The 14,492-nt window shown below is 42.0% G+C and carries 9 protein-coding genes; all 9 read left to right on the plus strand.

Annotated features, from left to right (window positions below):
- The 9 genes from purF to PHA78_RS00280 all read left to right on the plus strand — a co-directional run bounded on the left by purF (position 1) and on the right by PHA78_RS00280 (position 13,692).
- Positions 1 to 1,455 (plus strand): amidophosphoribosyltransferase, encoded by a 1,455-nt coding sequence (gene purF / locus PHA78_RS00240; protein ID WP_004195403.1) that lies wholly within the window; start codon positions 1 to 3, stop codon positions 1,453 to 1,455.
- Positions 1,456 to 1,510: 55 nt separating this feature from the next.
- Entirely contained in the window at positions 1,511 to 2,533 is a 1,023-nt protein-coding gene (gene purM / locus PHA78_RS00245; RefSeq protein ID WP_004195405.1) for a phosphoribosylformylglycinamidine cyclo-ligase, read from the plus strand.
- Positions 2,530 to 3,087 carry a phosphoribosylglycinamide formyltransferase gene (gene purN / locus PHA78_RS00250; RefSeq protein WP_024378575.1) on the plus strand — a complete coding sequence of 186 codons (558 nt, stop codon included), beginning with the start codon at positions 2,530 to 2,532 and terminating at the stop codon, positions 3,085 to 3,087. Before purM ends, purN begins: the two co-directional genes overlap by 4 nt.
- Positions 3,084 to 3,242: a phosphoribosylaminoimidazolecarboxamide formyltransferase gene (locus PHA78_RS00255; RefSeq protein ID WP_099776336.1), complete on the plus strand. Its 159-nt coding sequence runs from the start codon at positions 3,084 to 3,086 to the stop codon at positions 3,240 to 3,242. The genes purN and PHA78_RS00255 overlap by 4 nt, the downstream gene beginning before the upstream one ends.
- A 24-nt stretch (positions 3,243 to 3,266) precedes the next feature.
- The gene (gene purH / locus PHA78_RS00260) at positions 3,267 to 4,814 is read left to right on the plus strand and encodes a bifunctional phosphoribosylaminoimidazolecarboxamide formyltransferase/IMP cyclohydrolase (protein ID WP_024378574.1); all 1,548 of its coding nucleotides are present in this window, start codon (positions 3,267 to 3,269) and stop codon (positions 4,812 to 4,814) included.
- Positions 4,815 to 5,026: 212 nt separating this feature from the next.
- On the plus strand, positions 5,027 to 5,155 hold the full coding sequence (locus PHA78_RS00265; RefSeq protein ID WP_257209435.1) for a hypothetical protein: 129 nt from the start codon (positions 5,027 to 5,029) through the stop codon (positions 5,153 to 5,155).
- Positions 5,152 to 5,928, plus strand: coding sequence for an ABC-2 family transporter protein (locus PHA78_RS00270; protein ID WP_142350657.1), 777 nt, complete (start codon positions 5,152 to 5,154; stop codon positions 5,926 to 5,928). Before PHA78_RS00265 ends, PHA78_RS00270 begins: the two co-directional genes overlap by 4 nt.
- A gap of 35 nt (positions 5,929 to 5,963) precedes the next feature.
- Positions 5,964 to 6,716, plus strand: a complete 753-nt coding sequence (locus tag PHA78_RS00275) for an ABC transporter permease (protein ID WP_158660925.1) — start codon at positions 5,964 to 5,966, stop codon at positions 6,714 to 6,716.
- A 775-nt stretch (positions 6,717 to 7,491) separates the two neighbouring features.
- On the plus strand, positions 7,492 to 13,692 hold the full coding sequence (locus tag PHA78_RS00280; protein ID WP_272158308.1) for a ZmpA/ZmpB/ZmpC family metallo-endopeptidase: 6,201 nt from the start codon (positions 7,492 to 7,494) through the stop codon (positions 13,690 to 13,692).
- The last annotated feature ends 800 nt before the right edge of the window (positions 13,693 to 14,492 follow it).

Here is a 14,492-nt window from a genome sequence, read left to right on the forward strand (position 1 = left end):
ATGACATACGAAGTTAAATCACTCAACGAAGAATGCGGTGTTTTCGGCATTTGGGGACATCCGCAGGCTGCTCAGGTGACCTATTTTGGCCTCCACAGTTTGCAGCACCGTGGGCAAGAAGGAGCAGGGATTTTAGCCAATGATGGCGGACAGTTGCGTCGCCATCGCGGAACAGGCCTGATTGCAGAAGTCTTCAAAAATCCAGCAGATTTAGAAGCCTTGACAGGAACGGCTGCTATTGGTCATGTTCGTTATGCAACCTCAGGTTCAGCATCTATCCATAATATCCAGCCCTTTCTCTTTGATTTTTCAGATATGCAGGTGGGTTTGGCACATAATGGAAATTTGACCAATGCAGTCAGTTTGAAGGCTGAACTTGAAAAAAATGGTTCCATTTTCTCTTCTTCTTCTGATACAGAAATCCTCATGCATTTGATTCGCCGTAGTCACAATCCGGATTTCATAGGAAAAATTAAGGAAGCTCTTAACACTGTCAAGGGTGGCTTTGCATACTTGATTATGTTGGAAGACAAATTGGTTGCAGCTCTAGACCCTAATGGTTTCCGTCCACTTTCAATAGGCAAAATGAAAAATGGTGCCTGGGTAGTTGCCAGCGAAACTTGTGCTTTTGAAGTAGTGGGGGCTGACTGGGTGCGAGATGTGGAGCCTGGTGAAATTGTCGTCATTGATGATTCAGGAATTCAATATGATAGCTATACAAGAGATACGCAACTGGCTGTTTGCTCTATGGAGTATGTCTATTTTGCCCGACCGGACTCGGTTATTCATGGTGTCAATGTCCACACGGCTCGTAAAAATATGGGTCGTCGTTTGGCCCAGGAATTTCAACATGAAGCGGATATCGTGGTTGGTGTGCCAAACTCCTCCCTATCTGCGGCTATGGGATTTGCAGAGGAATCTGGTTTGCCAAATGAAATGGGGCTAATTAAAAACCAATATACCCAGCGGACCTTTATTCAACCAACCCAGGAATTGCGGGAGCAGGGTGTGCGCATGAAGTTGTCAGCTGTTTCAAGTGTTGTCAAAGGCAAGCGCGTGGTCATGATTGACGACTCTATTGTTCGCGGTACAACTAGCCGCCGCATTGTCCAGCTTCTTCGTGATGCAGGGGCAAAAGAAGTCCATGTGGCTATCGGCAGCCCAGAACTCAAGTACCCGTGTTTCTATGGAATTGATATTCAGACCCGTCGGGAGCTGATTTCAGCCAATCATACGGTTGAAGAAGTCTGTGAGATCATCGGGGCAGACAGTCTGACCTACCTTTCTCTTGAGGGGATGATTGAAGCCATCGGCATCGAAACCGATGCGCCAAAAGGCGGGCTCTGTGTAGCCTACTTTGACGGCGAATTTCCAACCCCTCTTTATGACTATGAGGAAGAATATCTCCGTAGCCTAGAAGAGAAAACGAGTTTCTACATTGAAAATGTCAAGTAAAGACAGAGGTGTCAACGTTACTTGACAGACCTGTAAACTGTTGAAAGGAATCAAAATGACAAATAAAAATGCCTACGCCCAATCGGGCGTTGACGTCGAAGCGGGATATGAAGTTGTCGAACGCATCAAGAAGCATGTGGCTCGGACAGAACGCTTGGGTGTTATGGGAGCCCTCGGTGGTTTTGGCGGGATGTTTGATCTAACCAAACTGGATGTCAAAGAGCCAGTCTTGGTATCAGGAACAGACGGCGTGGGAACCAAGCTCATGCTAGCGATCCAGTACGACAAGCACGACACCATTGGTCAGGACTGCGTGGCCATGTGTGTCAACGACATCATTGCAGCGGGTGCGGAGCCACTTTACTTCCTTGACTACATTGCGACTGGAAAAAATGAGCCAGCCAAGCTGGAGCAGGTGGTTGCAGGTGTTGCGGAAGGCTGTGTCCAGGCTGGTTGCGGCTTGATTGGCGGTGAAACGGCTGAAATGCCTGGTATGTACGGCAAGGATGACTATGACCTGGCTGGTTTTGCTGTCGGTATTGCGGAGAAGTCCCAGATCATCGACGGTAGCACGGTCCAGGAGGGCGACATTCTTCTTGGTTTGGCCTCAAGCGGTATCCACTCCAACGGCTATTCCCTTGTCCGTCGCGTGTTTGCGGATGTTTCTGGGGACGCTCTGTTGCCAGAGCTCAATGGCAGAGCTCTGAAGGATGTTCTCTTAGAGCCGACCCGTATCTATGTCCAGCAGGTATTGCCTCTGGTAAAAGCAGGCCTAGTCAACGGCATTGCCCACATCACAGGCGGCGGCTTCATCGAAAATATTCCCCGTATGTTTGCGGACAACCTAGCCGCTGAGATTGAAGAAGACAAGATTCCAGTCCTTCCAATCTTTACAGCCCTTGAAAAATACGGAAAGATCAAACATGAAGAAATGTTTGAAATCTTCAATATGGGAATCGGATTGGTCCTGGCAGTCAGTCCAGACAAGGTTGACAGTGTCTGTCAACTAGTTGACGAGGAAGTTTACACTATCGGCCGCGTTATCACTAAGGAAGATAAGAGTGTAGTCATCAAATGAAACGAATAGCAGTGTTTGCATCAGGCAACGGCTCCAATTTCCAAGTCATCGCAAAACAGTTTGAAGTGGTTTTTGTCTTTTCAGACTGCAGAAACGCCTATGTCTTGGAACGAGCTGAAAAACTAGGTGTACCAACCTTTACTTTTGAACTCAAAGAGTTTTCAGATAAGCAGGCCTACGAAGAAGCACTCATCCAACTCTTAGACCAGCATCAGATTGACTTGGTGATCTTGGCAGGCTATATGAAGATTGTGGGACCAACCCTGCTGGCTCAGTACGAAGGTCGTATCATTAATATCCACCCAGCCTACTTGCCGGAATTTCCAGGTGCTCATGGGATTGAAGATGCCTGGCAGGCTGGTGTATCTGAAAGTGGCGTAACAGTCCACTGGGTGGATAGTGGTATTGACACAGGACAAATTATTCAGCAAGTTCGAGTGCCTAGACTAGCCGATGATACCTTGGAAACCTTTGAAGCAAGAATACATGAAGCGGAGTACCAACTCTATCCAGCGGTTTTGGAGGAGTTTGGGGCGAAAAGAAGAGTGTTATGATAAAGAAAGTCATTTCATTTATTTTGGTATTTGTTTTGGCAGCTCTGCTGTTTAATAGCCTTATTTTTGTAAACTTAGAAAATCCAGCCCGTTTGATTCTGGCTTATGGTCTATCCTTGATTTTATCAGGATTCCTCATGACCCAAATCAAGTAGTTCTGGTAAGGAAAAGGAGAAAATATGACAAAACGCGCACTGATTAGCGTATCAGATAAGAATGGCATCGTAGAACTTGCCCAAGAATTGACGAAACTTGGTTGGGAGATTATCTCAACTGGCGGTACCAAGGCAGCCTTGGATCAGGCTGGAGTGACTACTATTGCCATAGACGATGTGACCGGTTTTCCTGAGATGATGGACGGCCGTGTCAAGACCCTGCACCCCAAAATCCACGGGGGTTTGCTGGCTCGTCGGGATTTGGACAGCCACTTGCAAGCAGCCAACGACCATGAAATTGGCCTGATTGACTTGGTGGTGGTAAATCTTTATCCCTTCAAAGAGACTATTTTGCGTTCAGATGTGACCTACGACTTGGCGGTGGAGAACATCGACATCGGCGGACCGTCTATGCTTCGTTCAGCAGCCAAAAACCACGCTAGCGTAACCGTTGTGGTGGATCCAGCAGATTATCCGACGGTTTTAGGGGAAATAGCAGAGCAGGGTCAGACGACCTACCCAACGCGTCAGCGGTTGGCAGCTAAGGTTTTCCGTCATACCGCAGCTTATGATGCCCTAATAGCAGATTATTTTACCAAGCAGGTAGGCGAAGATAAGCCTGAAAAATTAACGATTACTTATGATCTTAATCAGCCCATGCGTTACGGAGAAAATCCTCAGCAACATGCGGATTTCTACCAAAATGCCCTTCCGACAGCTTACTCGATTGCAGCTGCTAAACAGCTAAACGGTAAGGAGCTGTCTTTCAATAACATTCGTGATGCGGATGCGGCTATCCGTATTATCCGTGATTTCAAGGACCGTCCAACTGTTGTGGCTCTCAAACACATGAACCCTTGCGGTATCGGACAGGCAGAGACTATTGAGCAGGCTTGGGATTATGCCCATGAGGCTGACCCAGTATCCATTTTCGGAGGCATCGTCGTGCTGAACAGAGAAGTGGATGCTGCGACGGCTGAAAAGATGCACCCGATTTTCTTAGAAATCATCATCGCACCGAGTTACTCGGCAGAAGCGCTAGCTATTTTGACCAATAAAAAGAAAAATCTTCGGATTTTGGAGTTGGTCTTTGACGCACAGGATGCAAGCGAAGTGGAAAAAGAGTTCACAGGCGTTGTCGGCGGGCTTTTGGTGCAGGATCAGGACGTGGTGGTGGAAAGCCCAGAGGACTGGCAGGTGGTGACCGAGCGTCAACCGTCCGAGCAAGAGTGGACAGCTATGGAGTTCGCTTGGAAGTCCTCCAAGTATGTCAAGTCCAACGGCATCATTATCACCAATGACAAGATGACCTTGGGCGTGGGACCGGGGCAAACCAACCGCGTGGCGTCCGTCCGTATCGCTATCGAGCAAGCCAAGGAGCGTTTGGATGGAGCCGTATTGGCGTCGGATGCCTTCTTCCCATTTGCAGATAACGTGGAAGAAATTGCAGCCGCAGGTATCAAGGCTATTATCCAGCCGGGTGGCTCTGTCCGTGACCAAGACTCCATTGACATGGCCAACAAGTACGGCTTGACCATGGTCTTTACGGGTGTAAGACATTTTAGACATTGAGAGACTATATCTAGAGACTGGGAAAAACTGAGATAGGCTTCCTTCTAATGAGCATGAATCTTACGAAATTGGCTAAGAAATTAGTCCAAGAGAGTATAAACAGAAAGAAAAACACAGACAGTTTGGCTGAATTTCATCTGAAGCAGCTCAATTTGTCTGTGTATTTTTTAGTTATTGGCTAGTTTTTACCCAGCCTCGCTTCAATGACTGAAATGTTTATTGAAGAAGAGAAATTAGATTTACTTCAAGAGTTTGTCAAAGACCAAAAAATCAGAGATTATCATATTACAGATGCCAGTTTAGCGGATATATTATTATTGGATAAGGAGACATCAAGGTGAATGTATTAGCTTATACAATAGCAGAATTTAGGAGACGAAAATCATATAGGGTGAGTACTATTTTGACAATTCTTGGTGCCTTTTTGGTTGTAGCCATTCAGATTTCGGTTTGGACCAGTGTAGTCACTGAAAACACATCATCTCAACTCGTTCTATATGCAGTAATTTCTAGGATGATGTTCATTCTTTTTCCAGATCATCGTACCGCCTCCATTATTTCAGAGATGATTCAAAAAGGTGATACGGCAGTCTATTTTTTAAGACCCCATAGTTTTATGGGGATGCATTTTTTTAGACAAGTAGGTTCATTTGTTTATGATTTGATTTTTGTAGTCACTCCCTTGACGTTTGCTCTTGTCTTTTATTCATTCGTTACAGGAATATCTCTTGTTCCTGAAATGGTGCTATCATTTATCATGTCGGCTCTATTAGGTCTATTGATTTCGTTTTTATTTGGCTATCTCTTGGGGCTTTTATCTATCCGTTTTAATCAGATTTTAGGTGTTTTAGAATTTTACGATGCCTTGTTGATGCTTTTTGGTGGATCAGTATTACCTATTAGCTTTTTTCCAGAAATGTTGCAAAAACTTATTGTTTTAACTCCTTTCTATGCTATGTTATCAGTTCCTTCATCTATTTTATCGGCTTTATTACCAGCTCAATATGTTTTAAACCAATTGTGCTTACAGATGTTTTGGGTTCTCCTTCTGGCTTTATTTATTTCTATGTATCAGAAGAAGCTATTTAAAGTGATGAACTATTATGGAGGTTAGTGATGACAAGATATTTTTACTTGTATATTCATTTTATGAAACTTCAATGGAAGAGGTATATCCAATATAGAGAAGATGCCGTCATTGGAATAATAGGCTATAGCGTGAACACTGTTATCTCAATCTATGTTTTAAAAGTATTTTTAGATAATCTATCAAATTTTCCTGGATGGTCTACAAATGAGTTAGTACTCTTGTTTGGATTTGTAACAATGGCCAGAGCTGGCTGGAATTTCATTTTCATCAACACCTTATTTATTGGAGATTATGTCAGAGAAGGAACATTTGATGTCTTATTACTTAGGCCAGTAAACACCCTATTACTCATCATTTTTTCAAAGATAGATTTTGAAAGTATTGGCGAATTTTGTATTGGTCTGATAATATTTTGGATGGCACTGCTTACAGAATTTGAAACGTTATCTGCTTGGTTTATACTGAAAATCATCCTTTTACTAATAGGTAGTATTTTATGTTACGCAGCAATCCACCTCTTCGTTAACTCATTAACATTTTTTATCAAAGATGTGTATTCCATTAACTTTATTGTTTGGAGACTGGATGAAACAACTCGCTATCCAAATAGTATTTATCCTAGCTGGTTATCAATATTATTATGGTTCATTCCATATGCATTTATTGGATATTTCCCACTGATGTCAATAACAAAATCATTACCTCTCTTAGCAGATTTAGGGACTATTTCTGCTGGCTATATCATATTTTTACTTGTTTATAAGATTGTTTGGAAATTTAGTATTAGTCGTTATCATAGTTATAGGCAGTAAATTTAGGGATTTATTTTGGAATCGGAGAAAATAAGAATAACATAATGATTTATGACTATCTGTGTTGCAACATTCCTTAGATTCTAGTATAATGGTGCGTGAAACCAGAAGTCGACAGATAGCTATTCAGTCGGTCTTTTATTGCTTTGATGCATGAAGATTTCCAGCGGAGTTTTCAGTTTACCAGCTATCAAGCTAAAAGACTAGGAACAGTTAGCTACGACTCTAGCCAGTGAGATAGGTTTTGTTTATTTTTGCTGTGCTTGCAAGAGGATTCTATATCATATCCCATGTGTAGCGAGATCAACAAGATTTTTGAAACTGGGGAAGGGGGAATGTACCATCTAACAAAAAGGTGTGTGAATTGTCAGTCAGTAGTTGGTATTATTGCGATACAATCGCTATACTGAGATTTGGCATAGATTTTGAGAATAGGTACTGGGAGCTACACCTGGTCTTGAAATAGGAACTGATGGTATAAAGGTAAATTGGAACTCTGTAATCTTTTAATATTGGATTAGAGAGATTTTTTAATATGCGTATTATAGTCCTTCAGTTTTACTTTAATGGTTTAACCAAGTGCTAGCTCAACTGCCAACCATCTTTCGTTCAAGGTGGGCTACTGAAACAAACTGACCACTTAATCAAAATCAGACTATCTTTCGCAGAGGAAATTTGGGATAGCTTGCACGCAATTCATTTCTTTTTTCTAAATGCACGTGAGGCCGAAAATGTTTGCTTTTGATTTTTCTATAAAATATTAAGGAAGTATTATATGAAACAAAATTCTGGACAGACCGTTCATCGCTTTTCTTTGAGAAAAACATCGTTTGGACTAGTATCTGCTACCATTGCTAGTCTTTTTATGCTGTTTTCATTTTCTTCAGAAAGACAGGTATTTGCTGAAGATAGTGCCAAAACAGTGCATTATCGCTATATTGCCGAAGATGAATTAACAGCGTCAGAAAAGCAATTAATCGTAAATGAATTACCGAAATTAGTAGAAGAAAGTGACAATGCCTATTACTTGATTTATAAGCCAAAGCAGTCAGTATCAGAGGGGATTTTGCCCGCTACTGGTGATGAATGGTTTGGGCAAGTAACAGGAGCACTTGTTGGAGCAGGGTTGCTGATTTTGGCTATCCGTAAAGGTCGTAAGGGGAAAAAAGAGTTTGCGGGATTGTTCATTTTAGGGGCGACAGGCTCATTGTTATTAGCACCTCCTGCCTTTTCTTTAACCAATCAAACCTTGGCTCGATTTAATCAGGAATTATCTATCAGTGTAGGTGAACAATTGCCAGAACCGATGGCTATTGAGGGCTATAGATATATTGGTTACATAAAGGAAAGTAAGAGTGATGAAATAGTAAAACCGATTCATCCTAACTCTTATTTACCGGGTACAGACAATGCTGTCAATCCAGATAAACCAAGTTTGGCAGTTGAGCATGTAGATAGTGTTCAAACTGAACCCATCGCTTATGATACCCTTGAGTTTCCGAATAACGAACTCCTAGCCGGTGAGACAGTTGTCAGCCAAGAAGGAGTTGACGGCGTACGCACCATTGTCACCCGTCGCTATACTGTCGATGGTCAGGTTGTTAAGACCGAGGAGATTTCGAACACGATAACGACCCCAGCTACTCCAAGAATCGTTCAAGTCGGTACCAAGGTCGTAGAGGAAGTCGCAAAGGACGCTCCAAGTCATGAACTGCCAAGCCTAGATATTGTGGAAAGTGATACAAGCTATACTGAACCCGTCGCTTATGAAACCCAAGAGGTTCCGAACAGTGAACTCCTAGCCGGTGAGACGGTTGTCAGTCAAGAAGGCGTTGACGGCGAGCGTACCATTGTCACCCGTAGCTATACTGTTGATGGTCAGGTTGTTAAGACCGAGGAAATTTCGAACACGATAACGACCCCAGCTACTCCAAGAATCGTTCAAGTCGGTACTAAGGTCGTAGAGGAAGTTCCAAAGGATGCCCCAAGCCATGAACTGCCAAGCCTAGATATTGTGGAAAGTGATACAAGCTATACTGAACCCGTCGCTTATGAAACCCAAGAGGTTCCGAACAGTGAACTCCTAGCCGGTGAGACGGTTGTCAGTCAAGAAGGCGTTGACGGCGAGCGTACCATTGTCACCCGTAGCTATACTGTTGATGGTCAGGTTGTTAAGACCGAGGAGATTTCGAACACGATAACGACCCCAGCTACTCCAAGAATCGTTCAAGTCGGTACTAAGGTCGTAGAGGAAGTTCCAAAGGATGCCCCAAGCCATGAACTGCCAAGCCTAGATATTGTGGAAAGTGATACAAGCTATACTGAAGCCGTCGCTTATGATACCCTTGAGATCCCTAATAGCGAACTCCTAGCCGGTGAGATGGTTGTCAGCCAAGAAGGAGTAGAGGGCGTACGTACCATTGTCACCCGTAGCTATACTGTTGATGGTCAGGTTGTTAAGACCGAGGAAATTTCGAACACGATAACGACCCCAGCTACTCCAAGAATCGTTCAAGTCGGTACTAAGGTCGTAGAGGAAGTTCCAAAGGATGCCCCAAGCCATGAACTGCCAAGCCTAGATATTGTAGAACGTGACACGCCCCGTACTGAACCCGTCGCCTATGAAACCCAAGAAGTTCCGAATAGCGAACTCTTAGCCGGTGAGATGGTTGTCAGCCAAGAAGGCGTTGACGGCGAGCGTACCATTGTCATCCGTAGCTATATTATTGATGGTCAGGTTGTTAAGACCGAGGAAATTTCGAATGAAATTACTACAGATCCAAGACCAAAGATTATCCAAGTCGGTACTAAGGTAAAAGAAATACCAACAATTACAATCACTTCTATTGCAAAAGATGAAAATGCAAAATCGGCAGAGGCTAGTTTTGAATTATCAGATAGAACTCAATCTTACATTTCAGCGGTTGCTCAGCTCTATCAGGGAGACCAGCTTGTAAGAGAAATTCCAATTACAGATGTGACTGCACCTCTCGCATTGACAGGTTTGGATTACTATACAGACTATAGTCTAAAAACAATTGTTACCTATAACGTAGGCAAGGGACCAGAGACAAAACTGCAAGAAAGTACACAAGATTTCCGCTTGGATTATAAGAAGATTGAAATTAAGGATATCGACCAAGTGGAGTTATATGGTCTTGACAATGGTCATTATCGCCGTCAATTGTCATTAACTAGCGAATCGGTCAATTTGGACAACTACTTTGTAAAGATTAAATCAGATCGTTTCAAAGAATTACTTCTTCCAATCTCTAAAATTGAAGAAGTAGAGATAGATGGTCAAACCAAGTATAAATTGACTGTTGAAACTGATGAACTGGTTCAGGATACAGGAAAACAATACGATAAAAATTATAGTTTTTATGTGGACCAGCGAGTAGAAAGCCAGAACGGTGTATACACTTCTTTCAAAGAATTGTTAACAGCAATAGAAACCAACCCAGCAGGAACCTACACACTTGGTGCAGATATGACTGCTGACGAAGTTGACTTGGCTACAGATGCACTCTCTTATGTCACATCTACCTTTACAGGTCGTTTGAATGGTGCTCATAATGGCAAATCGTACGCTATCTATAACCTTATTCAGCCACTATTTAATGTCATCAATAATGCAACTATTGAGAATGTAGACTTGATTGACGTTGCGATCACTTCTAAGACAGAAAAAGTTGGTGCACTTGCTAAAATAGCGACTGGAAGTCAGATAACGAACGTTTCGGTAGAAGGTAGTCTTTCAGCTCCTACAAGTATCGGAGGGCTTGTCTATCTCGCAAATGGTGCAACTAAGATTACGAATAGTTCCTTTAAAGGTCAGCTTGTAGCAATAGGAACCAATTCAGGTGGTTCAAATATCGGAGGAATTGCAGGCTGGGCACAGGACAACCATACTACGCTCAGTCAAGTACAAGCTGATGTAGCCATAACTCTCTCTGCTAAGAATAATAACTACCGAGCAGGAGCTCTAGTAGGACACATCCAAAATAGTGCTCGTTTGCAAGACGGAGTAGCCAAGGGAACAATTGTAAACTTGACAACAGCTGGTCAGGTCGGTGGAGTAGTTGGTTCAACCTGGAGTTCTGGAGTTGTAAATAATGTTGTCAGCAGCGTACAGGTAACCAATGGTAAGCGAGTTCATGGAGATACCGCATTTAACACCGCCTCTATTACAAATACATTTGTTACTGGTTCGGCTAGCGGAGCTGCAGATAAGTGGAGTACTCAAATTTCTGAAACTGAAGCGGCAAGTAAAATTGCAGCCATGGGAATTACTGCTACGGTAGCAGATAGTCTGAACAACCAAGCTAAGAATTTGTATAGTGTGGATTATAGCTTGCTAGATAAAGCAACTTCTGAACGTGCTATAGCCTATGCTAATATGGAAAAACTGTTACCATTCTATAATAAAGAATATATTGTTTACTTAGCCAACAAGATGGCCTTGACAGATAAATTAGCTCAAACGAGATTATTAGATGTTGTTCCAATGGTTGGCAATCAAATTGTAACAGATCCAAATAGTCAGAAACGCGCTATTAATCGTATCATGCTTCACTACGCTGACAATACGGTTGCTTATTTGGATGTTGCTTTCAAGGAAGATTTTGTAAATAACCATGTATCTGATTACACAATTGTAGGAACGGATTTACTCTATACTCCAGAAACATTCTTATCAAACTACGATGGAATGGTACATCGCCTTACAAATGATATTTCGAGTCTGGTATTTAACTCTGATAAAGTGAAAGCGGTGTTGGGAATTGTAGAGCCTACGACACCACCAACAGAAAACGAGTTGAAGAACTGGGCATCGGATTTGGGAGTTCCATCAACTACTGAACAAAAACCATTGTGGGCACTGTATTTGGAAGATAGTTTCAATAGTGTACGTGATCATCTCGCGGAAGATTTACGGAAAGTGTTGGCTTCTGATAAAGCTATCAATAGCCTAGGTGCATCGGTTGAGAATTATCTAGTTCAGAAGATTTCTCAAAATAAAGAAGCATTAGTGCTGGGTCTTGCATATCTGAAACGTTGGTATAATATTGATTTCGGCAATTTAAATACTCGAGATTTGACTATATTTAAACAAGACTTCTTTGGTAATCAAGCGACCTCTACATTAGATGTTATTATTGCTTTGGGGAATTCTGGATATGACAGTCTTCGTCCAAAGAATAACGTTCAGACCTATGCTAACTCTTTACAGTTAGCAAAAGGAAAAGCTACTTTATTTGACTACCTATCAAGCTACCGTCAATTGTTCTTACCAGATAAAACCAATAATGAGTGGTTGAAAGATACAAGTAAGGCCTATATTGTGGAAATGGCTTCGAATGTTGAAGAAGCTGCTAAGAAGCAAGCACAAGCAACACCGGATAGTCGCTATGCCTTGGGTGTGTATGACCGTATTACGAAGTCAAACTGGGCTCATCAAAACATGCTCCTTCCTCTTCTCACTCTACCAGATGAAAGCATGTATATTATTTCTACCATGTCAACTCTATCGTTCGGTGCTTACGACCGTTACTTGTATGATTCCGCTTCTAATGGTATGAAATTTGAGGATTATATGCATCAGATTGTTGACAGAGCAGCTGTTTGGCAACGAGATCATTTTGATTATTGGTATAGCATTTTGTCAGAGGAATCACGTGAAAAACTATTCCAGTCAGTCTTGAACTATGATGGATTTAATTTCCGTGACTCAGCAAGTCAGGCTACTTGGAAGAGTCTTCAAAATACGGAGCGTTCTTCTATTGCTAATTTCTTTGGTCCAGTAGGTAAATGGTATGCAGCGAATGGATCAGGTGCGTATGCAACAGGCTCATTGACGCATTTTGTTGTTGATAGAATGCTAGACCAGTATGGCACTTCCGTCTTCACCCACGAAATGGTTCATAACTTTGATGGAGGAATTTATTTCGAAGGAAATGGTCGTCGTCAAGGTTTAGGTGCGGAATTATTTGCTCTTGGTCTATTGCAAGTTCCAAATGGTAATCAGGCACGTTCATTAGGAATTAATACTGTTTACTCTGGAAATGAAGACTCTATAACCCGCTATCATGCTGCTAACCCTGCACAGCGTTATAAAAATGTAGCAGATTTAAATACCTACGTTCACAATATGTTTGATGTCATCTATTTGCTAGACTATTTAGAAGCTAAGTCTGTTTTGAAGCAAAGCGATACTGTCAAGCAGAAATGGTATAGGGTCATTGATAATTATTATATCAAGGATAAAGAAAAGAACACGCATGCAGGAAATACAATCCGTCAGCTGACAATTGAGGAAGCTGCAAAACTGAATACCATCAATGATTTGGTTGACAACAGCATTATCAACCGTCGCGAATATTGGGACACGCATACTGGCTTAACTCGTAATGGTTATTATACCGTAAGTCTCTTTTCTCCAGTTTATTCCGCTTTATCTAATCCAAATGGTTCTCCGGGAGATTTCATGTTCCGTCGTATGGCCTATGAATTGATGGCAGAAAAAGGCTACGTAGAAGGATTCATTCCTTATGTATCTAATCAACTTGGTAAAGAAGCGGAAGAGGCTGGGGAACTTGTGTATGATGGTTGGTTTAGACGAAATGTTGGGCTCATCACAGATGACAGAGTCTTTAAACATATTTTTAAAGATGAGTATGCTGATTGGGCAACATTTAAGAAAGCTATGTACCAAAATCGTATTAATCAACTTGACAACTTGGTTGACTTCACAATGACCTACGAATTGGATAAGCCAAACTCAACAAAACAAGTTACGATTAGTTCTTTTGCAGATTTAGAAAAGCTTATGGATGAAGCTGTGGCTCAAGATATGAAGAGCATTGATATTGTACTTGCACACAATGAGTCAAGTTGGGTCAATGTCCTCAAACAGCGGATTTATAATGCTCTTTTGAGAAATACGGATGATTTCAGAACTTCTATTTTTAAATAGTATGAGAAGAAGGAGCGAACTGGTTATATGGTAAATGGTTCCGCCCCTATCGTTCTAGGACTGTAAAGTTATCTGTAAGTCGTTACTTGCAAACCAAGACTCTAGATAACAGCATGCTGTCAAGCGGATATATCGTCATTTAGTTTTTCTTTTATTACTTCGACGACTGAAAAGCTCCATTGGAGGTTTTCAGCCTACCACCTGTCATTAAAAGAGTGGTAGTTTGAAACGTCGTTTCCTTATTTCCAAGTTCAAACACTCCATTGGAGTGTTTGAACTTGCCTTGCCTGATTTTGTAAAAGTGCCTTGCTTTGCAAGTATTATCTCCCACCTTGCACAGTCCATTGACTGTGCAAGCAATCTGGGGGATACGAATAGTCCAGTGGACTATTCGTACCTGAGCCTGAAAACAAAAAAGCGAAGTACATCAGCTGGGCACCTAGAAATAAAAAAGCATTGAGTTATGCCTGCGACTGTTGAAGCGAACTTGGTTCGCACTATCTCCAGCATTCAGAGGATCCCCCAAATCTTTGAAGCGAGTACTAAAAGTAAACTAAAAGACTAGAAACATGACAAAAGCGGCTGTTCCAGTCACGACCTTGTCCCTACTTGTTTAGGAGGGATAAGGTCGTTTTTTATACAGTGGACAGTTTTGAAGAATCCATCGGCTAGCTATTATCGATAGTATAATGGTTTGAATTAGAAAAAGGACAACCTTAAGTTATAGTAATTAGTAGCCTACTCCCAACATAGCTCTAGGGTTCTCAAATTGATAAACTTAAATGTGTCCTGTTTCTAAT

It is taken from the genome of Streptococcus sp. HN38, assembly GCF_028335765.1.
GTDB lineage: Bacteria > Bacillota > Bacilli > Lactobacillales > Streptococcaceae > Streptococcus > Streptococcus suis_P.

Coding starts and splice junctions, on each gene's coding strand:
- purF (WP_004195403.1), top strand. CDS start 1: ATGACATACGAAGTTAAATCACTCAACGAAGAATGCGGTGTTTTCGGC.
- purM (WP_004195405.1), top strand. CDS start 1,511: ATGACAAATAAAAATGCCTACGCCCAATCGGGCGTTGACGTCGAAGCG.
- purN (WP_024378575.1), top strand. CDS start 2,530: ATGAAACGAATAGCAGTGTTTGCATCAGGCAACGGCTCCAATTTCCAA.
- PHA78_RS00255 (WP_099776336.1), top strand. CDS start 3,084: ATGATAAAGAAAGTCATTTCATTTATTTTGGTATTTGTTTTGGCAGCT.
- purH (WP_024378574.1), top strand. CDS start 3,267: ATGACAAAACGCGCACTGATTAGCGTATCAGATAAGAATGGCATCGTA.
- PHA78_RS00265 (WP_257209435.1), top strand. CDS start 5,027: ATGTTTATTGAAGAAGAGAAATTAGATTTACTTCAAGAGTTTGTCAAA.
- PHA78_RS00275 (WP_158660925.1), top strand. CDS start 5,964: ATGAAACTTCAATGGAAGAGGTATATCCAATATAGAGAAGATGCCGTC.
- PHA78_RS00280 (WP_272158308.1), top strand. CDS start 7,492: ATGAAACAAAATTCTGGACAGACCGTTCATCGCTTTTCTTTGAGAAAA.